Genomic DNA, 21,458 nt, shown 5'->3' with positions numbered 1-21,458 from the left:
CTCAAAACCGCAGCCTTCGGTGCATCTGCGCCGAGTCGGCTGCGAGTGGCCGCGCGGATGCTCAGCGCGCGCGGGGCGGTGCCGTCGACGACCGCACGATCAGGTCGGGAACCAGAGCGCGCTCCTCCACCGGGGTGCCGCGGATCGCCGCAAGCAGCAGCGCGATGCAGCGGCGCCCGAACTCGTCGAAGTCCTGCCGCACAGTCGTGAGCGGCGGCCAGAAATGCGCGGCCTCGGGAATGTCGTCGAAACCGACGACGCTGACGTCACCCGGAACATCCAGCCCTGCGTCGCGCAGCGCGTGCAGCAGACCGAGGGCCATCTGATCGTTGGCAGAGAACACCGCGGTGGGGCCGCCCTCTCCGGCGATCCTCTGCCCGGCGACGTAGCCCGACTCCGGAGTCCAATCACCGACGAGCGGCTCGACCCGGGGCAGCCCTGCAGCCTCGAGCTCCGCGTGGAATCCGACGATGCGAGCCTCCGCCTCGATCCAGTCGAGCGGGCCGGCCAGATGCTGGATGCGCGTGTGCCCGAGTTCGATCAGATGCCTCGTCGCGCGCCTGGCTCCCGTGATCTGGTCGACCGAGAGTGCGTGGTCTCCCTGCCGCCCCGTGGACTGCATCGTGACGAAGGGCAGGTCGAGGCCGCGCGACACCAGGGCGTCGAAGACCCTCACCTGCGGTGCGATCACAACAAGCCCCTCGATTCCGAGGTCGAGCAGGTGGGTGAGCGCGGCCTCGATCTCGTCGACATCGGAACCGTCGACGTTGACCGTGTTCACGAAATAGCCCTCGGCACGGGCAGCGCGCTCGATGGCTCTGATGCTCGACGCGGGACCGTACTGCGCACTCGACGCGGAAAGCACCCCGAGGGTCGCCGACCGCGAGGTCACGAGGGTGCGCGCCGCGCGGTTGGGGCGATAGTTCAACTCGCCCATCACGGCGAGCACACGCTCCCTGGTCTCTGGCCGGATGCTCGGGTGCGCGTTGAGCACGCGCGAGACGGTCTGGTGCGACACGCCCGCGAGGCGAGCGACATCGCGAATGCTGGGGGCCCGCCCGGATGCCGGCGGCTGGGTCACGCGGCTCGGCGCAAGGCGTGCGCCATCCACCACCACACGAGGGAGCCGGCAATCGCGTAGACGGCGAGCGAGAGGATCGCTCCGATAATGGAGGCCGCCAGGGCCACGCCGATGCCGGCCGAGCCGTCTTCGGTCGGAGCACCACTCGCGACGGCCGAACCCAGCACCACCGAGAGGGCCGGGCCCGCCAACGGCGAGACGACGGTCGATGCGATGAGCCCGAGTCCGAGCAGGATGCCCGTCGCACTCCAGGTCACGGCCCACGGCCTGGCAGCACCGGACTCCGCGACGATGGCCTTGCCGATCCAGATTCCCGCCCAGCTGACGAACGCCCCGGCGATCAGCAGAACCACGATGACAGCCCAGAAGATCCAGGCATCGGAAGGATCGTAGCCGAGCCGTTCGAGCACCCACTCGACCGGCCTCTGATCGCCAAAGCTCGACGTCGACGTGCCGGAGGCCCTGATGAGGAGCAGAACGAACTCCCAGATGAGGCCGAACGCGATGACGAGCCCGGCCGCGCTGAGAATGCCGAGCCCGGCAGAGAGCACGGTGTTCGACACGGCGCCGGCGAACAGGGCTCGATTGCGCTGCGTCTTCGGCAGAGGAGGCCGGATGACGCGCTGATTCGGGTACGAGAAGGCGGGGGGCTGGCTCAGTTGACTCACACAAACTCCTGTCTCAGGCCGTCTCGACAGGATACCGGCTGCCCGCGGCCGGGGGCAGGGCGGGCTGCGGCAGGTGTTTAATAAGGCATCATGACGATATGGGACTTCGGATTTGTGCCGATCGACCCCGCTCTCCTGACGTGACGAGAATCGGGGGCGCTCCCAGAACAGCGTCGGCGTGGAGCACGTCGATGCTGCTGCAGTGCGCAGCTTTCGGCGCCCTCACGGCCGTACTGATCGTGGCGATGAGCCCGATCACCTCTTCCGTCGCGCTCGCCTCGCCCATCGCGTACTCCCTGGTCGGCTCGATCTCCTCGCTCGGTCCACTGGTCGCGGCGCGGTGGCTCCGAGCACCCGGATCTCTGCTGCTCACCGCTCTCGTAGCAAGCCTCCTCGCGCTGCCGTTCACCGCCCTCGGATTCCTGATCGTGGTCGCTCTTGGGCTGCCCGCGTTGACCGCCGAGCTCGTTCTGCTCGCCGGCCGTTTCTACTCCCGACCGCGGGAGCGATTCTGGTATCTGGCCGCCGCCGCGCTCGCGCTCGTGCTCTTCGCCATCTCGCTGGTCGTCATCGATCCGGCCGTGATGTCGGCATGGGTCGTCGTCTTCACTTTCGTCGGCCGGATGCTGTCGGTGCTGCTGCTGGCGAGCGTCGCGGTACGCATCGAGCAGGCACTGTCGCGCGCCGGAGTGCGCCGCCGACATCGAGGTCGAGACAGCTCATGACGGTGTGGGGCGCCCCTCGGCTTCCGCCGAATCTCGTTGCGAGGCCCGAACTCGTCTCTGTCATCGAATCCGCCGCCCCTCTCGTGATCGTGCACGGCCCCGCGGGCGCGGGAAAGACATCGCTCCTCGCGGAATGGGCCGCGAACACGTCGCAGAGCGGAATCTGGGTTCAGCTGGAGACGAATGACACCTCCGGCCCCGCCGTGGTCTCGCTGATCGCCGCGGAGTTGTCGGCGGCCGACATGCTGGCCGAGAGCAACCCGTTGAGACTCGCCGATGCGGCGCTGGCCGGCGGCACAGACGAATGGTCGTTGCTGCGCCGCGGACTCCAGTCGCTCGGCCACGACACCGTTCTCATCGTCGATCGAGCCGATCTCCTGAGCGTCGAGGCGATCACTCCGCTTCTCTCGGTGCTCCCCCGCGTTCCCCGTCTGCGTCTCGTTCTCTCGACGCGCCGCGTCGCCGTCGTCGACGCGGCGGGGCCCGTGCTTGCGACCGAGCGTGCCGTCATCGGATGGCGTGAACTCTCGTTCTCGAGGAACGAGGCGCGTGCTGCGCTCGGTCCCGACGAGTCCGAGCAGCTCATCGACGAGGTCATGCGCTGGGGTGGCTCACCCCTGCTCACCCGGGCCGTCGCCGTGGCCGCGCCGCAGGCATCCGATGCCGCGGAACGCGTCGCGCGCGCCGTGAGCACATACGAAAGCTACGTGTGGGCCAACGCCGGTTCCTCCGAATCGGCGCCCGAAGACGACGAGTACCGCTCGTTCCTGCTCGCGATCTCGATCGCCGACGTGCTCACTGAGTCGTTGGCGCACGACCTGTCGGGCTCGGCTGACGCTGCGCGCCTTCTCGCCCGCGCTGAGCAAGAGGGACTGGGGCTGTGGCACGGCGAGGATCGAGACAGGGTCTTCACCCTTACGCCACTCCTGCGTGAATCGTTCCTCAGAGAGTTGACGCGTGCCGATCGAGGCTCTCTCAACGGGCTGCGCCGCCAGGTGGCGGTGTGGTCGCACAAGCACGGCCGGCCCTACGAGGCACTCGAATTCGCCATGCAAGCACGAGATCTGAATTTCGCGTCGCGCATCGTGCGCGACTCGGCATTCCTCCTGCTCCGCAACCACAGCGCTCAAATCATCGAGCTGTTCTCGAAGACGCCCCTGCTCGCGCTCAGGCAGTACCCTCTGCTTGCCATGCTGCTGGCGCTCATCTTCAACGCACGCAAACAGCACCGGCTACGCGCCATCGAACTCTTCGGCCTGGCCATCGCTTCGTCGCGCGTCCAGGGCGAGCGCGCCGAACCACCCGACCGGGCCCTGTTCCGCACCATCGAGAGCTCGTCTCTGAGAGTTCTCGGATCGTTCGAGGCGTCACTCACGGCCGCAGAGGTCGCCTACGAGACACTCATCGGTCTGAGCCTCGAGGATCGGGCGTCGCTCGGTCGACTGGTGCCCGTGCTGTTCACGCATATCGGCACGAGCTTCTTCTACAACGGCCGTATGGACAAGGCCATGGACTGCTTCCGCCGGAGCGCGTCCATCGGCGAGGCCGAGAACCTGCCTGCCGGCCTGCAGGGGCTGGCGCTCGAGGCCGGTGCGGCCGCCATCACGGGAGACCTCGTGACCGCCGAGGACCGCGTGGCCGATGGGGCGACTCGAACATGGCCGGACGGCTGGATCAACGGGTATGCGGGGAGCTTCCATCGCGTTGCGCGTGCCTTCATCGCCCTCGAACGATTCGATGCCGAGACCGCCGACAGCCACGTGCGTTCGCTCGACAAGCACAGACCCACCATCGAGCACTGGCCCATCCTGGCCCACCTCGATGCACTCGTGGCTCTGTTCCGAGGAGACCTCGATCGCGCGCTGCTCGAATTCGAACGCGAGGTAGACACGCATCAGAACCGCTCGGCCCTCGGACCGTTCACCGCGGCCAGACTCAGGGCGACTCGGTCGCTGCTGCTTCTGGCGGCCGGCGACGCGGATGCCGCGGAGAAGGCCCTCGCCGTGCAAGGGAAGCGCGGGCGACGTGACACGGTGGCCCTGGCGCGGATCTCGCTGGCGCGCGGCAATCCCGACACGACTCTTGAACTGCTCGAGCAGCATCCCCCGGGCGGCGACCAGACACCTCGGGTCGAAGCCGAGGTACTGGTCCTGCGCGCGGCCGCGCTCGTCGCGACCGGTCGCGACGAGGGAACGGCCGCCACGCTCCGAGCCGCAACCTTTCTTCAGCACAGTCACCAGGGTCTCGCGTTCGCCCTCATCCCTGAGCAGCACCAGCATTCGATGCTCGCAGAGATGAGCTCCGTCGAACCCGCGCTGGCGGGCGCGCCGTCGCTCATTCCCATCGCCCCGGCCCGCGCCCCCCTGACCTCACGCGAGGAGGCAGTCGCCGAGCAGCTCGTGCGCCTGTCGTCGGTGTCTGACATCGCTGACGCACTGGTCGTGTCGCCCAACACCGTGAAGACGCAGCTCAGGTCGCTCTATCGCAAGCTGGGCGTGTCAAACCGAGCCGACGCGATCGCCGCGCTGAGCGGCCGTCGCCAGACGCGCTGAGAATCCTTGACAGGTGACCATATGGTCACATATCTTTGACGCATGGATGAGGTATTCCGGGCACTTGCCGATCCCACGCGAAGAGCGATCCTCGATGCGCTCTTTCTCGAAGACGGCCAGTCGCTCGGCGCGCTCGAGGCGCGGTTCGATATGAGCCGCTTCGGAGTTATGAAACACCTGGGAATTCTCGAAGATGCTCGGCTCGTGATCACTCGGCGACGAGGCCGCGAGAAGCTGCATTTTCTCAATCCCGTGCCCATCCGGCTCGTGCACGACCGATGGACGAGCAAATACGCAGAACCCTGGACGGCCGCGCTCAGCGACCTCAAAACAGAACTGGAGAGAACCATGGAAAAGGTATTCGAGATCTACATCCGCACGACGCCCGAGCGTCTGTGGCAGGCGATCACCGACAGCGAGATCCGCAGCGTGTACAACTTCGGCAACACGATCGAGTCGGACTTCACCGAAGGGTCGAGCTACACGCAGACCAATCCCAAAGCGAACGCGCCGCTCGGAGACGGAGTGAACCTCGTGGTCGACCCTCCGCGCAAGCTTGTGCAGTCGATGGTGGCCCGCTGGAGCGACGAGGTCGAGTCAGAAGGCACGACCCGGGTCACGTGGGAGATCGAGCAGGTCGGCGATTCGTGCCGACTTGTGGTGACCCACGACGAACTGCGCGAAGGCGCGAACGAGCAGCTCTATGGCGGCTGGCCGATGATCCTCTCCGGCCTCAAGACCTACCTCGAGACCGGCGAGAAGCTCACCACGCCCGGCTCGCTCATGTATTCCTAGAACCCCGCGCCACCTAGACGACGCGGGCCAGTGCCTGGTCGAGGTCGGCGACGAGGTCGTTCACGTCTTCGATGCCGATCGACAGCCTGACGAGTCCCGCGGTGATTCCGAGCTTCTGGCGCAGCTCCTCGGTGAACGAGAAATGCGTCGTGGTCGCGGGATGCAGCGCCATCGACCGCACGTCGCCGATGTTCGTCATGCGGGAGACGACCCGCAGACCGTCGAGAAAGCTCCGCGCCCCGGCTGCTCCCCCGCGAACGGTCACGGCGAAGACCGACCCGGTGCGTCCGCCGTACAGACGCTGCGCCAGCTCGTACGCCGGATTCGATTTCAGCCCGGCGAAGTCGACGCTCTCGACCTTCGCGTGCTGCTCGAGCCACCGGGCGATCGTCACCGAGCTGTCGAGATGCCGCTCCATGCGCAGTGACAGAGTCTCGATGCCCTGGTGCAGCAGAAACGAGTTGAACGGCGACAGCGCTGGCCCGATGTCGTTGACCACGGCCTCGCGAGCGAGCCGCGCGTAGCCGGTGCGGCCGTATCGCTCGAGCAGCGATCTGCCACCGGATGTCTGCGGCTCGGTCAGCAGCGGATAGCGCCTCTCCGAGGCGGCCCAGTCGAACGTGCCGCCGTCGACGATCGCCCCGGAGAGCCCCGCGCCATGGCCCGAGAGGAACTTCGTCGACGAGTGCACCACGACTGCCGCGCCGTGTTCGATCGGGCGGATGACGTAGGGCGACGCGATCGTGTTGTCGACCACGAGCGGGATACCGTGCCGGGCGGCCACCCGGGCGACCTGCTCGATATCGACGATGTCGTTCTTGGGATTGGGGATCGTCTCGGTGAAGATCGCCTTCGTGTTGGGCTGGATGACGCGATCCCACTCGTCGTCGTCGGCCGTGTTCCACACGTAGTCGACCGACACACCGAAGCGGGCGAAGCTGCGACCGAAGAGCACCCGCGTGCCGCTATAGATGCTGGCCGTCGACACGATGCGCTCGCCGTTCTCCGCGAGCGCGAGCAGGGCCGCTGTGATCGCGGCCTGTCCCGACGACACGACGATGGCTTCCGATCCCCCTTCGAGCGAGGCGATGCGCTTCTCGGCCACGGCCCCGGAGGGATTGCGCTGGCGTGAGTAGATGAGTCCGTCGGCGTCTCCCGAGAACCGGTTGCGGGCGTCGTCGAACGAGTCGAAGCGGTAGCCGGCGGTCATCGCGATCGGCGAGACGCGGGCTCCGGCATTGAGATCCTCGTACTCCCCCGCGTGCACCTGGCGGGTGTCGAAGGCGTACCCCTGCCAGTCGTACTCGGGCTGCGCGACATCGATCGAGGGCTGGGTGGCATCGGTCACAGAACACTGCTTTCTTTAGCGGAGGGGCTGAGACATCGGCGAACCGCGGCCGCCATCTCGACGACCGCCTGCTCGAGGATCGGCCTCGGCATGGCGAAGATGATGCGGGCATATCCCTCGTAGCCGCGGCCGCAGAGCGCGCCGTCGGTCAGGGTGACCCCGGCCTCGATCCTGAAGAAGTCCGCGACCGAGCCCTCGATCTCGAGATCGGAGCAGTCGAGCCAGGCGATGTATGTCGCATCCGGAATCGTGTAGCGCACCTGGGGAAGATGCTCGGCGAGCAGTTCTGCGAGCAGTCGCCGGTTGCCGTCGAGGTAGTCGACGACCTCGCCGAGCCACTCACGGCCCTCTGTATAGGCGACCGTGGCGGCGATGACTCCCGGCGTCGCAGCTCCGTGCATGACCGCGAATCCGAAGGTCTGGTAGAGCTCTTCGTCGGCGGCGTTCGAGGTGATCAGCTGTGCCGTCTTGAGGCCGGGCAGGTTCCAGGCCTTGGATGCCGACGTCGACGTGATCGTGTGCCTCGCCGTGATCTCGCTCAGCGACGCGTAGGGAATGTGCGTAGCGCCTTCATAGCGCAACGGCGCATGGATCTCGTCGGCGAAGACCCGACCGTTGTGACGGTCGACGATGGCCGCGATCGCCTCGAGCTCGTCGCGCGTCAGCACGGTTCCGGTGGGATTCTGCGGGTTGCAGAGGATGAGCGTGCGCGCTCCCGCATGGAAGGCCGCCTCGATTCCGACGAGGTCATGCTGCCAGCGGCAGGTGCGGGCATCGGTGATACCCGGCACCTCGAACACCTCGCGTCCGAGCGTGGGAACGAAGCTGAGGAAGGGCATGTACGCCGGAGTAGGAATGATGACACCGGTGCCCGACGGCGAGAACTTGGTGATGGCGACTTCGAGGGCCGCCATCACATCGGAGACGGCGTGCACGTTCTGCCACGGGAAATCCCACCCGTACTCGTCGCGGTGCCACGCCGCCGTGGCCTTGCCCATCTCGTGCGAAGTCGCCGGCGCCAGGTAGCCCAGATTGCCGTCGTCGATGGCCTGGTGCAGCGCGCGGGTCACCTGCGGTGCGGTACCGAAGTCCATCTCAGCCACCCAGGCCCCGATCGTCCCGGGGTGCAGGCTCCACTTGCGGCTCGAGGGAATGCTCAGCTCGGCACGGGTGATGCTGTCGAAGGCGTGAGTCATGCAGCGATCGTACGGACTATGCACCGCAGCCCGTCGCTGCTTTACGCCATGTGTCATCGTCGCTCGGCGCCGTGCGGACCGCGCGCCTATGGTCGTCGCATGAGCACCCCGACTCCCGTCCGCACGCTCGAACGCGATAGACAGCTGGTTCTCGGAGCAATGGTGCGCACCCTGGGCGCGTTCCCCTCGGGGTGGCGTTACCCGGGCGCCCACAAGAACCCGGGTAACGACCCGGCAGCCCTCAAGCGCCTCGCCCGCACCGCCGAGAAGGCCGGCTTCGACTTCCTCTTCCTCGGCGACTGGCTCTCGTCGAGCTCCGACCTCGAATACACGGAGCCGTCGCTGCTCGCGCGGATCGATCCGTTCAGCTCGGCCGCATACCTCGCCGCCGTCACGAACCGCATCGGCCTGATCGCCACGGCCAGCACCGCGCATTCCGAGCCCTACGCGATCGCCCGGGCTGCGGCATCCATCGACCGGCTGAGCGGCGGGCGCTTCGGTCTGAATCTGACCGTGGGCACCGACCCGCGAGCGAACGCCAATTTCGGCAGAACGGATGCCGCGGGCTCGGACGACAACCGCTTCGAGACCGGGGTCGAGTTCGTGCGGCTGCTGCGCAGCCTCTGGGACAGCTGGGATGACGACGCGGTGGTGGCCGACGCAAAACGCGGCGTTCTGGTGGACCACTCGCTCATCGACCCGGTCGACCATGAGGGCAGGCGGTTCAGCGTGGCCGGTCCACTCAACGCGCTGCGTCCCGTGCAGGGGCAGATCCCCGTGGCACACGCGGGCGTCTCGGTTCGTGCCCGCGAATTCGCGGCCGCGCACGCCGACATCCACATCGTGGCACCGTCGAGTCTCGGAGACGCCGTGAAGTTCTACCGAGAGGCCGGCCTTCGCGCGACCGCCGCCGGCCGTGCGCCGGGCGATGTCACGATCATCACGCCCATCCTGCCGATCGTCGGGGAGACGCGACAGGCCGCCTTCGAGATCTACGACGAGCTCGTCGCGCTCGTGCCCCTCGACGACGGCAGCGCCCGGGCGCAGTCGCTCGGCCTGCCGGCGAACAGGTCGGCTGCCGCGTTCCTGCGTTCCGTTGGCCTGCCCCTGCTCGAACGCGGCCTCGACGAGACCGTGTCGCTCGCCACCGCGGAGCGCTTCAACGCGGCGGGCCAGCGCCTGCTCGAGGTCGTCGAGTCGCGGTCCGGGCGCACGGTCGGCGGCGAGAGGCCGGTCACCTATCGGCACCTCGTGGTGGCCCAGACCGTCGCGGCCCCGCTCGTCGTGGGATCGGCCGTAGACATCGCCGACCACCTCGAGACCTGGTTCCGCGCCAGCGCCACCGACGGCTTCGCCATTCAGAGCGCGTTCCTGCACGAGCAGTTCGAGCTCTTCGCCCATCTCGTTGTGCCGGAGTTGATCCGCCGAGGCCTGGTGCATGAGGGCTACGACGCGAAGACCCTGCGAGGCCACCTGCACCTGACGAAGCCGGTACGCGAGGCCCCGATCGCCCCGACGCTCGGCCCGCACTGGGTGATCTGACGCCTCCCACACGTCAGTAGTGCCCGCCGCGGACAAGAGGTACCGGCGCACCGGGCACAATTGACCGCATCGGGCACTACTGGCCTCGCGGGCGGCGTCAAGTTGCGTTACCTCGCGTTGCATCCATGACTCTCTGTGTCTTGGCGCGACGGTGAAAGGCGGTCTCCGTTCGTAGCGTGTGAAGCATGAGCACACTGCAGTCAGAATCCGAAGCCACCATCGATGACACCGCCTTTGCCGCCGAGTGGCAGGCGTGGCACGACTCCCACGAGAAAAACCGTGCCGACCCGCACGGCTTTCTCGCGGTCACGAGCCTCAACTGGCTCGACGAGACCCCGACACGGTACCCGGATGCTCCGGGCGAGTGGTCGACGTCGGCGGCCGGCCCCGTTGTCGCCCTGGCCGAGGGCGAGGAGATCGTGATCGACGGAGAGAAAATCGTCGGCCGACACTCCTTCGGCGTCATCCCGGAGCGCGGTGGCGTCACCGCGAGCGCCGGAGCCGCGGAGTTCGAGGTGGCCCGACGCGGAGGTGTCGACATTCTGCGCCCGCGGCACCCATCGCATCCGACGCTCGTCGACTACTCGGGCACACCGGTCTACCCGGCGAGCCCGCATTGGAAGGCCGAGGGCGTCTTCGTGCCCTTCGACGAGCCGAAGCCGGTGACCGTCGGATCCGTGGCGGAGGGGCTCGAGCACGTCTACGACTCCCCCGGCGTGATCGAGTTCGAGCTGCGAGGCGAGACGTTCTCGCTCACCGCGTTCAACGGCCAGGCCCCCCGCTCGCTGTTCGTGCTGTTCACCGACGCGACGAGCGGAGTCACGACGTACGCCGCCAATCGCTCGCTGCAGATCGCCGCGCCGGATGCCGAGGGCCGCGTGACCATCGACTTCAACAGGGCCACGAACCTGCCCTGCGCCTACACCGAGTTCGCCACGTGCCCGCTGCCTCCGGTCGAGAACCGGCTGCCCGTCGCCGTCGAGGCCGGCGAGAAGACTCCCCTGCATCCGAGCACCGGAACGGAGAGCGCACCGCGATGAGCCGCACACCCTTCCACCTCGGCATCGCCCTCGACGGGGCCGGCTGGCATCCCGCCGCCTGGCGCGACGCCAGCGCCCGCCCCGAGGCCCTGTTCGGCCCCGAATACTGGGTCTCGCTGGTCGTCGAGGCTCAGTCCGCCGGCATCGACCTCGTCACCATCGAGGACTCCTTCGGCCTGCAGAGCAGCGGCTACGGCCCCTTCGAGCTGCGCGGCGACGAGGTTCGCGGCCGGCTCGACGCCCTGCTGCTCGCCAACACCATCGCGGCGCGGGTGCCCGGCATCGGCATCGTGCCGACCGTGACCACCACGCACACCGAGCCGTTCCACACGGCCACGGGCATCCAGACCCTCGATCACGTCTCGCAAGGGTGGGCCGGATGGCGAGTGCAGGTCTCGGGCCGCTCTCACGAGGCGGCCCACGTCGGCCGTCGCGAGATTCCCGTGCTCGACCCAGCGCGCACAGCGAGCGGGGCCGATGAGGAGCAGACCGCTCTCATCCGGCAGCTGTTCGGCGAGGCCGCCGACGCGATCGAGGTCGCCCGCCGCCTCTGGGACAGCTGGGAGGACGACGCGGTGATCCGCGATGTGCCGACGGGCCGCTTCATAGACCGTGACCGTCTGCACTACGTCGACTTCGAGAGCGAGAACTTCAGCGTGAAGGGGCCGTCGATCGTGCCGCGCTCACCTCAGGGGCAGCCGATCGTGTTCGTGCTCGCCCACCAGGCGGTTCCCTACGAACTCGCCGTCGCCCAGGCCGACATCGTGGCAATCACGCCGCACTCCGACGAGCACCTCGAGCAGATCCTCGGCGAGCTCGGCGACGCGGAGCTGGCCGTCGAACGCCGCGCCGGCGAACCGCTGCGCATCTGGGCCGAGGCCGTGGTACTCATCGAGGACACGCGCGAAGCGGCCGTCGCCGCCCTCGCGGCGCTCGACGAACTGCACGGCTCGCCCTACGCATCCGACGCCCTGATTCTGGCCGACACGGCCGAGAACGTGGCCGCGCAGCTGCTGCGCTGGCAGCAGGCCGGCATCTCCGGCGTGCGCCTGCGCCCCGCGCGCCTGCCGCTCGATCTCGAGCGCATCACCCGAGGTGTTGTGCCCGTACTCGCCGAGACCGGTGTGCTCGATCGACCGTACGACGCGTTGACCCTGCGCGAGCGCCTGGGCTTCGCTCCCGCCGCGAACCGCTACGCGAGCGCCCGCTCCGAAACCGCCGAACTGATCGAAAGCGCCAGCCGATGAGCACCTCTTCTTCTTCGAAGCCGACCAAGCAGATCCACCTCGCCGCCCACTTTCCCGGTGTGAACAACACCACGGTCTGGAGCGACGAGCGTTCGCGGAGCCAGATCGCGTTCTCCTCGTTCCGCCACTTCGCGCAGAACGCCGAGCGCGGCAAATTCGACTTCCTGTTCCTGGCCGAGGGGCTGCGGCTGCGCGAGACGCGCGGCCTCATCCACGACCTCGACGTGGTCGGGCGCCCCAACACGCTCGCGATCCTCGCTGCACTGGCGGGGGTGACCTCGAACATCGGCCTCGTCGGAACGCTGAGCTCGACCTTCAACGAGCCCTACGAGCTCGCCCGGCAGCTCGCCACGCTCGACCACCTCAGTCGCGGCCGCGCGGGCTGGAACATCGTCACGACCTCGGACGCCTTCCACGGGGCGAACTTCAGGCGCGGCAAGTTCCTCGAACTCGCCGACCGCTATACGAGAGCCCAAGAGTTCTTCGACGTCTCGACCGAGTTGTGGGGCAGCTGGGCCGACGACGCGCTCGTGGCCGACAAGCGCTCGGGCGAGTTCGTGCGCGCGTCCGGCCTGGGGCTCGTCGACCACCACGGCCCGCAATTCGATGTGACCGGCTACGCGACGCTGCCGCCCAGCCCGCAGCGGCATCCGGTGATCGTGCAGGCGGGCGATTCGCCCGACGGTCGCGGTTTCGCGACCAATTCGGCCGACGTGATCTTCTCGAGGCACGCCGACTTTGAGGCCGGGCGCGCGTTCTACGACGACGTGAAAGGGCGACTGGATGCGGTGGGTCGCCCGCGCGATTCGCTCAAGATCCTGCCCGCCGCCACCTTCATCCTGGGCGACACGCACGACGAGGCGCAGGAGCGGTCGCGCGAGATCTCGCGACTGCAGGTGAGCCCGCAGACCGCTCTGTCGTTCCTCGAGCAGGTCTGGAACACCGATCTCTCGGGCTACGACGTCGAGGGCCCGCTGCCGTCGATCGACCCGGTCGTTACGACCGAGGGCGGCGCCAAGGGCCGAGCGTACGTGCACACCGATCCCGTGGCCACGGCGAAAGCGTGGCGCGAGCAGGCCGAGGCGTCGGGCTGGTCGATTCGCGAGCTCGTGATCTCGTTCGCCGCGAAGCACACCTTCGTGGGCACCCCCGGCTTCGTCGCCGAGACGATCAACCGGCACGTGCAGGAGGACGCCTCGGACGGCTTCGTCATCGTGGGGAACACCAACCCGACCGGCCTCGACGAGTTCGTCGACCGGGTCATTCCCGAACTGCAGGAGCGCGGCGTGTATCGCACCGACTACGACGAGGGCGCGACCCTGCACGAGACGCTCGGGCTGCCCGGCGTGGCACCTCGGTCGGCCGGGTCGCTGGTTTCGGCCTAGTGGTCACGCGCGCAGATGTCGTCGTGGTCGGCGGCGGGGCCATGGGTTCCGCCGCCGCCTGGCAGCTCGCCCGACGCGGCCGCGAGGTGACCCTGCTCGAGCGCTTCGGCCCCGGGCACACTCACGGCGCGTCGCACGGGGCATCGCGCAACTTCAACCTCAGCTACGGAGACGACACATATCTCTCGCTGCTGCGCGAGGCGCTGCCGCTGTGGCGCGAGCTCGAGGCCGAGTCGGGGGTCTCCGTTCTCGACCAGGTAGGGCTCGCGAATCACGGGGCGAATCCGGCCTTCGATGCGGTGGCGTCAGCCTTGCACACGTATGGTTTCGAGGCATCGTTCCTCACTCCGGAGGAGGCAGGCTCGCGCTGGCCAGGCATCCGTTTCGACACCCGCGTGCTCTTCATGCCGCAGGCGGGCAGGCTCAACGCGGATGCTGCAGTGTCGGCCCTGCAGAGAGCCGCGGCTTCCCACGGCGCGATCGTTCGGCACCATTCTCGAGTAGCCGCCATCCGGGTCGTGTCAGCCGACTCTGTGCTCGTCGACGTGCAGCCGGTCGACGCCGTCAGCGGCGAGCCGTCGGCTGCGATCGAGACTCTTGACGCTCGTCGAGTTGTCGTGACTCTCGGAGCATGGACGACCAAGCTCGTCGGCTCGTCAGTCGCGCTGCCCCAGCTCGTCGTGTCCCAAGAGCAGCCCGCACACTTCGCGGTGCGCGACGCGACACTGTCTTGGCCAGGGTTCAATCACGCGCCGAACCCTCTCGACCCGTCGTACGACTACTGGTACTCGGGCGTCTACGGCATGTTCACGCCCGGCCAGGGCGTGAAGGCCGGATGGCACGGCACGGGCGCGGTGGTCGATCCGGATGCGCGCACGTTCGTCTCGGAGCCGGCCCAGCTGGCGGCGCTGCAGCGCTACGCGCGCGAGTGGCTTCCGGGCGCCGACCCAGACTCCTTCGTAGAGATCAGCTGCACCTACACAACGAGTCCCGACTCGAACTTCGTCGTCGATTCCGCCGGCCCGCTGGTTGTCGGTGCGGGCTTCTCGGGCCACGGGTTCAAGTTCACCCCGGCGATCGGTCGAGTGCTGGCCGACCTCGTCGACGGTGTGGGCGCCGCGCCCGCTCTCTTCTCTCTGGCCGCGGCTCGCTGACCTCCTGAACCAGTTCGACGCGACCGCACGCTACAAACGGGAGGAACCAAGCACATCCGACGCAAATAGCGCGTCGATCTTCGAAATCTCCTCCCGTTTGCCGACGAACGGACGGAGAACAGCGCATCCGAACCGTATACGAGGCCGGTTGGACGCATCTCCGCCCATTCCCAAGGGGACCTAGACCACTCCCGACAGCGCGGTTCCCATATGCCAAGTCCACCACTGGACGAGGACCTCTCTGGTCTCCGCAGTGACGTCGGCCCTGTCGAGCTAGACTCGATCGATCCATCGATATGAAGAGTGCTCGGGCGATAGTCGCGGCTCGCCATTCGGCCACGGAATCGAGAACGTGAACTGCCTGGCCAATCGACCATGTCCATCGGTGTAGTCGAACAATCCAACGGATCCATCGTCGACCCGGTGCTCTCCGAGAGCGATCTCCTCCTGGAGTTCGCGCGTCCGTCCTTCATCAATGGACTCGCCGTCATCGACTCCGCCCGAGGGCAGCTCTTCCCGCCCTGGCAAGTATTCGTCATCGTCTGACCGACGGACGAGAAGAACACGACCGTTCGAATGTACAACCGCGCCCGACACGAATCTCTCAATCCCGTCGAGGACGGCCTCGTGCGCCAGACGCTCAGTCAGATTCACTTCGCCTACGGAATCAGAACGATCTTTCCGCGGGTGTGGCCCTCTTCGCTGAGGCGCTGCGCATCGGCGGCGCGGGCCAGCGGAAAGCGCTCCGAGACCTCCACGTCGAACTTTCCCTGTGCGGCGAGCTCGATCGCCGCCGGAACTCCCTCGGCACGCAACCGCACCTCTTCGTCAGTGAGCGGCACCGGGCTTCCACCCATCCACGCGCGGATGCCCAACTCGGCAGCTCGACCTCCCACGACGATCGTGCCGATGCGCGAGCGGTCCTCCACCAGCTCGAACGATGCCTGGAGGGCCTCCTCGGTTCCGGCTCCGTCGAGCACCACGTCGATTCCTTCCGGCGAGGCCTCGCGCACGCGCTCGACAAGCCCGTCTCCGTAGCTCAACGGAACAGCCCCGAGTTCGATCAGCCGCTCGTGGTTCGCGGGGCTCGCCGTGGCGAACACTCGGACTCCCCAGGCCACGGCGAACTGCACCGCGGCCTGTCCCACGCCACCCGTCCCGCCATGGATCAGCAGCCGCGTGCCCTCGGTAACGCCGAGCGATCGCAGTGCCTGATAGGCGGTCGAGACCGGGATGCCGACGGCCGCGGCCTGCGACCAGGTCCACACCGACGGCTTGCGCACGAGGTTATGGGGAGCGACCACGAGATGGCTGGCGTATGCGCCGGGGGCGCGCTGAATAATGACTTCGTCGCCCGCGGCCCATCCGTCGACGCCCGAACCGACCTCGAGAATCACGCCCGAGGCATCCGCCCCGACGCCGCGCGGCCCGTCGAGCGGAGCCGATGCGCGGAACCCGGAGCGCAGTTTCGAGTCGATGGGATTGACCCCGATGGCCTGCACCTCGACGAGCACGTGGCCGTCGGTGACGGAGGGAACAGGAACCTCGACGACCTCGAGAACGTCCGGTCCTCCGAGACGTGAATACTGAACAATTGTCGCCATTTTCGGCCCCGTTCTTTTCACCGATTTCGTATTTTCAGCGGCTCTGCGCGACGCTAGTTCGCCGACGCTCGCATTGCAAGTCGCGGCACCCATGTGTCGGCATATGTCCCTGTGTTGAGCGACGTGACACGCACTATTTCACAGGGCACTCTCGGCCGCAGAGTATTGGCCGTGGCCCGTGCCTGCGCGAGGTCATGCTGGGCGACACAGCCTCTCGATACGAAAGAAGGGCATCATGAGCCTCACCACAGCGTCCGACACCATCGCGCCCAACCGCGTCACCTCGCTTGTGAAGCACCTCACCGACCCCCAGGGCTTCGGCGACGCGACGCTGCGCAATCGGCGTCACGACGCGATCGAGCTGCTGGGCGGCATCCCAGATCCGTCGGCCCTGCCGACCGCCGAACTCATCGAGTCGACTCGCCGCGTATTAGGCGCCCCCGCGTCTGGCACCGATTCGCTGCAGTACTCCCGCACGGCCGGGCTCGATCCCCTGCGTCAGTGGATCGCCGCCCGTGAAGGCGTTCCGGTCGAGCGCATCCTGATCACCAACGGTGGCTTTCACGGAATCTCGCTGAGCCTCGCAGCCATCGTCGACCGCGGCGACCTCGTCGCCGTCGACAACCCGATCTTCCCGCTGTTCTTGCGCGGGCTCGAGCTGTCGCAGGGGCAGGTGCTTCCGATCGCCGTGCACAACGACGGTCTCGACGTCGAAGCTCTTTCGGCAGAGCTCGCCCGCGGCGCTCGACCCGTCGCCGTGTACACCGTTCCCGACTTCCACAACCCCTCGCAGGGCACCCTGCCGACAGCCGCGCGCACCGAGCTGGTGCGCCTTGCCGAGCACTACGGATTCACCGTGCTCGCCGACAATCCCTACCGTGAGCTTCGGTTCCGCGGCGAGGAGCAGAGCTTCGACGTCTTCAATCAGTCCTCCCACGTGGTTCATATCAACACCTTCACCAAGACTCTCGGCCCCGGCCTCCGACTCGGCTGGGTCGTCGTTCCCGAGCACCTCGTCGATGCCTTCGTCAAGCTGCGCAGTCGGCAGGATTCTCACTCGAGCACCTTCGTGCAGAGCGTCGTGGGCGACCTGCTCAACGCGCAGCCCGCTTTCTTCGACGACAACCTCGCCACGGCGAACGCGCTCTACCGACGTCGTGCCGATCTTCTCGCCGACTCGCTCGAACTGCATGCGCCCGGTGAATTCCAGATCTCGCAGCCCGAGGGCGGCTTCTTTCTCTGGCCACGCCTTCTCGACGACAAAATCGACGCGGAACGGCTCGCCCACGACGCCAGCGACGAGGGCGTCGAGTATCAGCGCGGCTCGTTCTTCACCTCGGGCGAGGGCAGTGACGCCGATCGCCACCTGCGACTGGCCTATGGCAACGTGTCCGAGGAGCTTCTCGACGAAGCCGCGGCCCGCATCGGCCGTGCACTCGCCCGGCAGCGCGGATAGCGCCGACGAGGAGCTCTGCGAGATTCAGAAGGGGCAGGGTTCTTCTGTTCTCACCTCCGTGCGGATGCCTTTCGTGACCGCGTCGACGAGGGCTTTCGGGGCGGGGCGCATCATGCCCTGCGGTTCGAATTCGTAGACGAGCCCGGCCGGCGATGTCCAGATGAGGGTGTTGTTCTCGCCCTGGTCGATCTGCCATCGGGTGTGGTGCTTCACCCGATGATGGGTAGGCGCCAGCGGTGCGAGGTTGTCGTCTTCGGTGAGACCGCCGCCCCCGAAGTCGCGGGTGTGGTCGATGTCGGCGCCGACGGAGTCGTCGGCGCAGCCACCGAACACACAGTACGGATGCACGAGCGTGGCGTGATCGCGCATCTCCTGGGTGGGCCGGTAATCGGTGGGGCTCAACGGCAGGATGCGGCCCGTGATCGGGTCGGTCAGGATGCGCCGCCACGACGTCGCATCCGCCGTCAACCTGGCCGCGGTGACCGGGTCGATCGGGCCATAGCCGCGAAGGATCGCCGGCTCCTCGCCCACACCGAGCAACGTCATCGCCGGAACCATCACATGCACCCGACCCCGAATGCCTCTGGTTGCGCCGGGGATCGAGGTCTCGCCGTTCAACAGCAGGTCGGAGAGCACGTCGACCCGCAGCTGGGTGATGCTGCGCACGTCACCACCGACCTTGAGGCCCTTCGCCAGAGACACGGCCCGGTTCGCGATCGCATACACCTCCGGGGCCGGGGCGAACAGGGTGAGATACGCCATGCCGTCTTTCGCCGGGTCGACCGTGACCCGGCGGGTCTTCACCGCTTTCTCGACCTGCTCGACCACGGTCTTCGGGTTCGCCGTTAGGGCCTGTGCTCGGGCCCGGTACTCCAGCTGCTTGTACGTCAGCCCGGGAGCGAGCCTGGCCATACGCGCGTCATACTTCTCGAGCGCCTCACCCTCCAACCCCTCCGAATGGGTCGCGATCACCGCAGCGTGCTCCTCGGACATATCGCCCGCTGCCAGCACCGCGAACGACGCCGGGAGTTTCGACACCAGCGCGATCGCCGTATCGGCGAGGGTGCGAGCACGGTACTCGGTGCGGTGGGTGAGCATCGCTATCTCGGTGAAGAACTCCACCTCGGCAACACGATCGGGAGACCAGCGCGGGCCCGCCGTGGACTGATCATGCGGGGCCTCGGCCAACAACAGCTGCCAGGCATCATGCACCTCAGTGGCCCGAAGAGCAGACAGCTCGGCTATCTGCCTGTCACGGGCGGCAATTCGCTCAAGCGCCACCACATACGGCGACTGCTCAAGACTGATATCGAGGGATGTCATACATGAAGTCAAACAGCAACCACCGACACTGGCTCAACCACGACAATCACTCGATGATCAGGGATTACACCCGTGGATAACCCACCGAAAGGGCACCCTGTGGAGGAGTAGACGGTGCGCCGGCGGTGGTCTCGATACGACCGCAAGCGGCCTACCGACCAACGCACCCTCCCAGGCCGGATCTCGTAGTCTCGACTGGTGCCAGAACCTCTCGAGACCCAGCCCGCCATCGCATCCGCCTTCACCGTGCGCCAGGCGCGAGAAGACGAGTACGAGGCCACCGGCGAACTCACCACACGGGGCTTCACCACCGGTCCCTATGCTCACCTGCACCACGGCCCCGAGCGCGTCGCCATGCATCGCGATGCGGGAGCCCGCGCGAACGATGGCGGGCTGCTCGTCGCCGTCGAAGAAGGCACCGAAACGCTGCTCGGCACCGCGACTGTCACCCGAGCCCACAACCCGATCTCACGCCAGGCCCGCGATGGCGAAGCCGAGATGCGCCTGCTTGCCGTCGACCCGGCCGCCCGGGGTCGCGGCGTCGCGCAGGGGCTCGTTCAGGCATCCATCGACCTCGCCAGAAGCTGGGGCGCAACCGCTCTCGTGCTCGACACCGGGCCCCTCAACCACACGGCGCAGCGCAACTATCTGCGCGCCGGCTTCGAGCGGGTCGTCGCACGCGAGGGAGGCCACGAGCCCGGCGTCGGCATCGCTCAGGTCTACCGCTATGCGATCGAGAACGTCGCACCCGTGCGCATCCGGCTCGTGCGACCCCACGAGGTCGACGTGGTCGCACACCTCACCGTCGAGGCCTACACGCACGACTACGATCTCTCCGAGAGCTACGTGCGATCGTTGGCCGATGTGCACGATCGCGCCCGATCCGACGAGGTGTGGGTGGCCGAAGACACCGCGACGGGAGCGATCCTCGGCACGGTCTGGACGCCCCGACCCGGCGCCCGTATCTCGGCCGTGGCACGCGACGACGAGCTCGACTTCCGACTGCTGGCCGTGAGCCCGGATGCCCGTGGCCGCGGAATCGGGGAAGCGCTCGTGTCGCACGTGGTCGGCCTGGGCCGCATCCGAGGCGTGAAGCGTGTGGTCATGAACACGGGCAGCATCATGCTGCCGGCCCAGAGGCTGTACACACGGCTCGGCTTCGTGCGGCTGCCGGATCGCGAGGAACGCATCGAGGTCGAGCCCGGAAGATTCGTGGACATCTTCGCCTTCGGACTCGACCTCGACTGAATGCAGCGCCGACCTCTAGTCGGTCTTCGGCAGGCCAGGAGGGTTGATCTCGCTCTTCGGGATCGACTCGCTGTCGAGGCCCCAGCGGTCGAGCACCTGCTGGTACTCGCCGCCGTCGATCGCGGCGTTGAGCACGATGTTCACGGCGTCAATCAGGCCGTTGCCCTTCTTTGTGGCGGCCGCGATGTCGGCGGTCTGCGGCCACCCACCGCTGACGGTGCCGACGCCCTTGAGATCTCCCGACGAGGCGGCAGCGTAGGCACCACTCGCGTTGGGCTCGAAGTTCGCGTCGGCCCGACCGGACTGGATGGCCAGGTTCGCCGCCGCGGTGTCGTTGTAGTAGACGAGCTCGGCAGGCTTCTTGCCAGCCTTGGTCAGCTCCTCGTTCCAGGCGAGCAGGATCTTCTCCTGGTTGGTGCCCGACCCCACGATGATAGTGAGCCCGGAAATGTCCTTCGCCTCGGTGATCGACGTGATGTCGCTGTCGCTCTTCACGAAGAAGCCGAGCAGGTCGACCCGGTAACTGGCGAAGTCGTACAGCTCTTTGCGCTCTTCGGTGACGGTCACGTTGTTGAGGATGATGTCGTACTTGCCCGACTGGATTCCGAGCGGCCAATCGGCCCAGTCGACCGAGACGGGGTTGTAGTCGAGGCCGAGTCCGTCGGCCACGAGGGCGGCGAAGTCGGCCTCGCTTCCGAGTGCGGTCGTGTTGTCGTCGGATGCCGCGAAGACCAGGGGTGGGGCGCCGCTCGCGACGGTCTGGGCGACGGTGAGCTTGCCGGGTTCGATCGGCTGAAAGCCGCTGGCCTTGACGGATGCGACCGCGTCGGCGACGGGGTCGATGGTCGGGCGGTCATCGGCGTTCTTGCTGCTGAGGTCGAACGACGTGGCCGCCGCGACCTGATCCTCGGTCGAGCCGGTGGGGGCGGCATCGGCGGAGTTGCTGCTGTTCGCATTGGCGGCGATGGCGATGCCGCCGCCGGCCAGGGCCACGACGACGACCGCACCGACGATTGCCCCGATCTGCTTCTTGTTGATTGCCATGATCTGCTGGTGGCGCCTCTCTGGGTTTCTGTGATGGATGGTGCTCGGGC

At 67.4% G+C, this 21,458-nt stretch carries 18 protein-coding genes; 10 read left to right on the top strand and 8 right to left on the bottom strand.

What is annotated here, in order from left to right; all coding sequences use genetic code 11:
- Positions 1 to 61: 61 nt before the first annotated feature.
- Together TZ00_RS10590 and TZ00_RS10585 are read right to left on the bottom strand one after the other, a co-directional pair.
- On the bottom strand, positions 62 to 1,081 hold the full coding sequence (locus tag TZ00_RS10590; RefSeq protein WP_044441616.1) for a LacI family DNA-binding transcriptional regulator: 1,020 nt from the start codon (positions 1,079 to 1,081) through the stop codon (positions 62 to 64).
- A complete protein-coding gene (locus TZ00_RS10585; protein ID WP_044441615.1) occupies positions 1,078 to 1,749 on the bottom strand; it encodes a hypothetical protein in 672 nt (223 codons plus the stop codon). The genes TZ00_RS10590 and TZ00_RS10585 overlap by 4 nt, the downstream gene beginning before the upstream one ends.
- 140 nt (positions 1,750 to 1,889) lie before the next feature.
- On the opposite strand from TZ00_RS10585, the gene TZ00_RS19960 reads away from it, so the two are divergent.
- Genes TZ00_RS19960 through TZ00_RS10570 form a run of 3 tightly spaced genes read left to right on the top strand, consistent with a single transcriptional unit; the run spans position 1,890 to position 5,821 of the window.
- Positions 1,890 to 2,474 (top strand): hypothetical protein, encoded by a 585-nt coding sequence (locus TZ00_RS19960; RefSeq protein ID WP_161793763.1) that lies wholly within the window; start codon positions 1,890 to 1,892, stop codon positions 2,472 to 2,474.
- Positions 2,471 to 5,026, top strand: a complete 2,556-nt coding sequence (locus TZ00_RS10575; RefSeq protein WP_044441614.1) for a helix-turn-helix transcriptional regulator — start codon at positions 2,471 to 2,473, stop codon at positions 5,024 to 5,026. Before TZ00_RS19960 ends, TZ00_RS10575 begins: the two co-directional genes overlap by 4 nt.
- Positions 5,027 to 5,068: 42 nt before the next feature.
- Positions 5,069 to 5,821, top strand: coding sequence for an ArsR/SmtB family transcription factor (locus TZ00_RS10570; protein WP_044441613.1), 753 nt, complete (start codon positions 5,069 to 5,071; stop codon positions 5,819 to 5,821).
- A 13-nt stretch (positions 5,822 to 5,834) separates the two neighbouring features.
- On the opposite strand, the gene TZ00_RS10565 is transcribed toward TZ00_RS10570, so the two are convergent.
- Together TZ00_RS10565 and TZ00_RS10560 are read right to left on the bottom strand one after the other, a co-directional pair.
- The gene (locus tag TZ00_RS10565) at positions 5,835 to 7,169 is read right to left on the bottom strand and encodes an O-acetylhomoserine aminocarboxypropyltransferase/cysteine synthase family protein (protein ID WP_084606051.1); all 1,335 of its coding nucleotides are present in this window, start codon (positions 7,167 to 7,169) and stop codon (positions 5,835 to 5,837) included.
- Positions 7,166 to 8,365 (bottom strand): MalY/PatB family protein, encoded by a 1,200-nt coding sequence (locus TZ00_RS10560; protein ID WP_044441612.1) that lies wholly within the window; start codon positions 8,363 to 8,365, stop codon positions 7,166 to 7,168. Before TZ00_RS10560 ends, TZ00_RS10565 begins: the two co-directional genes overlap by 4 nt.
- A gap of 99 nt (positions 8,366 to 8,464) precedes the next feature.
- Here TZ00_RS10560 and TZ00_RS10555 point away from each other — a divergent pair, with 99 nt between their 5' ends.
- From TZ00_RS10555 to TZ00_RS10535, 5 genes are all read left to right on the top strand, one after another.
- Entirely contained in the window at positions 8,465 to 9,907 is a 1,443-nt protein-coding gene (locus TZ00_RS10555; RefSeq protein WP_044441610.1) for an NtaA/DmoA family FMN-dependent monooxygenase, read from the top strand.
- A 185-nt stretch (positions 9,908 to 10,092) separates the two neighbouring features.
- Positions 10,093 to 10,947 (top strand): DUF1684 domain-containing protein, encoded by an 855-nt coding sequence (locus TZ00_RS10550; protein ID WP_044441608.1) that lies wholly within the window; start codon positions 10,093 to 10,095, stop codon positions 10,945 to 10,947.
- Complete coding sequence (locus TZ00_RS10545; protein ID WP_044441606.1) at positions 10,944 to 12,194, top strand: LLM class flavin-dependent oxidoreductase; 1,251 nt, start codon at positions 10,944 to 10,946, stop codon at positions 12,192 to 12,194. Before TZ00_RS10550 ends, TZ00_RS10545 begins: the two co-directional genes overlap by 4 nt.
- Positions 12,191 to 13,579 carry an NtaA/DmoA family FMN-dependent monooxygenase gene (locus TZ00_RS10540; RefSeq protein WP_044441604.1) on the top strand — a complete coding sequence of 463 codons (1,389 nt, stop codon included), beginning with the start codon at positions 12,191 to 12,193 and terminating at the stop codon, positions 13,577 to 13,579. The genes TZ00_RS10545 and TZ00_RS10540 overlap by 4 nt, the downstream gene beginning before the upstream one ends.
- Positions 13,579 to 14,733 carry an FAD-dependent oxidoreductase gene (locus tag TZ00_RS10535; protein ID WP_084606050.1) on the top strand — a complete coding sequence of 385 codons (1,155 nt, stop codon included), beginning with the start codon at positions 13,579 to 13,581 and terminating at the stop codon, positions 14,731 to 14,733. Before TZ00_RS10540 ends, TZ00_RS10535 begins: the two co-directional genes overlap by 1 nt.
- A 273-nt stretch (positions 14,734 to 15,006) precedes the next feature.
- Here TZ00_RS10535 and TZ00_RS20610 read toward each other — a convergent pair whose 3' ends face one another.
- Both TZ00_RS20610 and TZ00_RS10530 read right to left on the bottom strand, forming a co-directional pair.
- Positions 15,007 to 15,330, bottom strand: coding sequence for an NUDIX domain-containing protein (locus tag TZ00_RS20610; protein WP_420796233.1), 324 nt, complete (start codon positions 15,328 to 15,330; stop codon positions 15,007 to 15,009).
- 62 nt (positions 15,331 to 15,392) lie between these two features.
- Positions 15,393 to 16,337, bottom strand: a complete 945-nt coding sequence (locus tag TZ00_RS10530; RefSeq protein ID WP_044441602.1) for a quinone oxidoreductase family protein — start codon at positions 16,335 to 16,337, stop codon at positions 15,393 to 15,395.
- Between the two features lie 235 nt (positions 16,338 to 16,572).
- Between TZ00_RS10530 and TZ00_RS10525 the strand changes: the two genes are divergently transcribed.
- Positions 16,573 to 17,793 carry an aminotransferase-like domain-containing protein gene (locus tag TZ00_RS10525; protein WP_044441599.1) on the top strand — a complete coding sequence of 407 codons (1,221 nt, stop codon included), beginning with the start codon at positions 16,573 to 16,575 and terminating at the stop codon, positions 17,791 to 17,793.
- A 24-nt stretch (positions 17,794 to 17,817) separates the two neighbouring features.
- Here TZ00_RS10525 and TZ00_RS10520 read toward each other — a convergent pair whose 3' ends face one another.
- Positions 17,818 to 19,116, bottom strand: coding sequence for an HNH endonuclease signature motif containing protein (locus tag TZ00_RS10520; RefSeq protein WP_044441598.1), 1,299 nt, complete (start codon positions 19,114 to 19,116; stop codon positions 17,818 to 17,820).
- Positions 19,117 to 19,314: 198 nt separating this feature from the next.
- Here TZ00_RS10520 and TZ00_RS18895 point away from each other — a divergent pair, with 198 nt between their 5' ends.
- Positions 19,315 to 20,364 carry a GNAT family N-acetyltransferase gene (locus tag TZ00_RS18895; RefSeq protein WP_052521485.1) on the top strand — a complete coding sequence of 350 codons (1,050 nt, stop codon included), beginning with the start codon at positions 19,315 to 19,317 and terminating at the stop codon, positions 20,362 to 20,364.
- A gap of 15 nt (positions 20,365 to 20,379) precedes the next feature.
- Here the strand turns inward: TZ00_RS18895 and TZ00_RS10510 are convergent, their stop codons facing one another.
- Complete coding sequence (locus TZ00_RS10510; protein ID WP_044441597.1) at positions 20,380 to 21,408, bottom strand: ABC transporter substrate-binding protein; 1,029 nt, start codon at positions 21,406 to 21,408, stop codon at positions 20,380 to 20,382.
- Between the last annotated feature and the right edge of the window lie 50 nt (positions 21,409 to 21,458).

Origin of the sequence: Agreia bicolorata (assembly GCF_000938265.1) — a bacterium.
GTDB lineage: Bacteria > Actinomycetota > Actinomycetes > Actinomycetales > Microbacteriaceae > Agreia > Agreia bicolorata.
The sequence above is the reverse complement of the archived record's forward strand: the minus strand, read 5'-3'. Positions and strand labels throughout refer to the sequence as shown.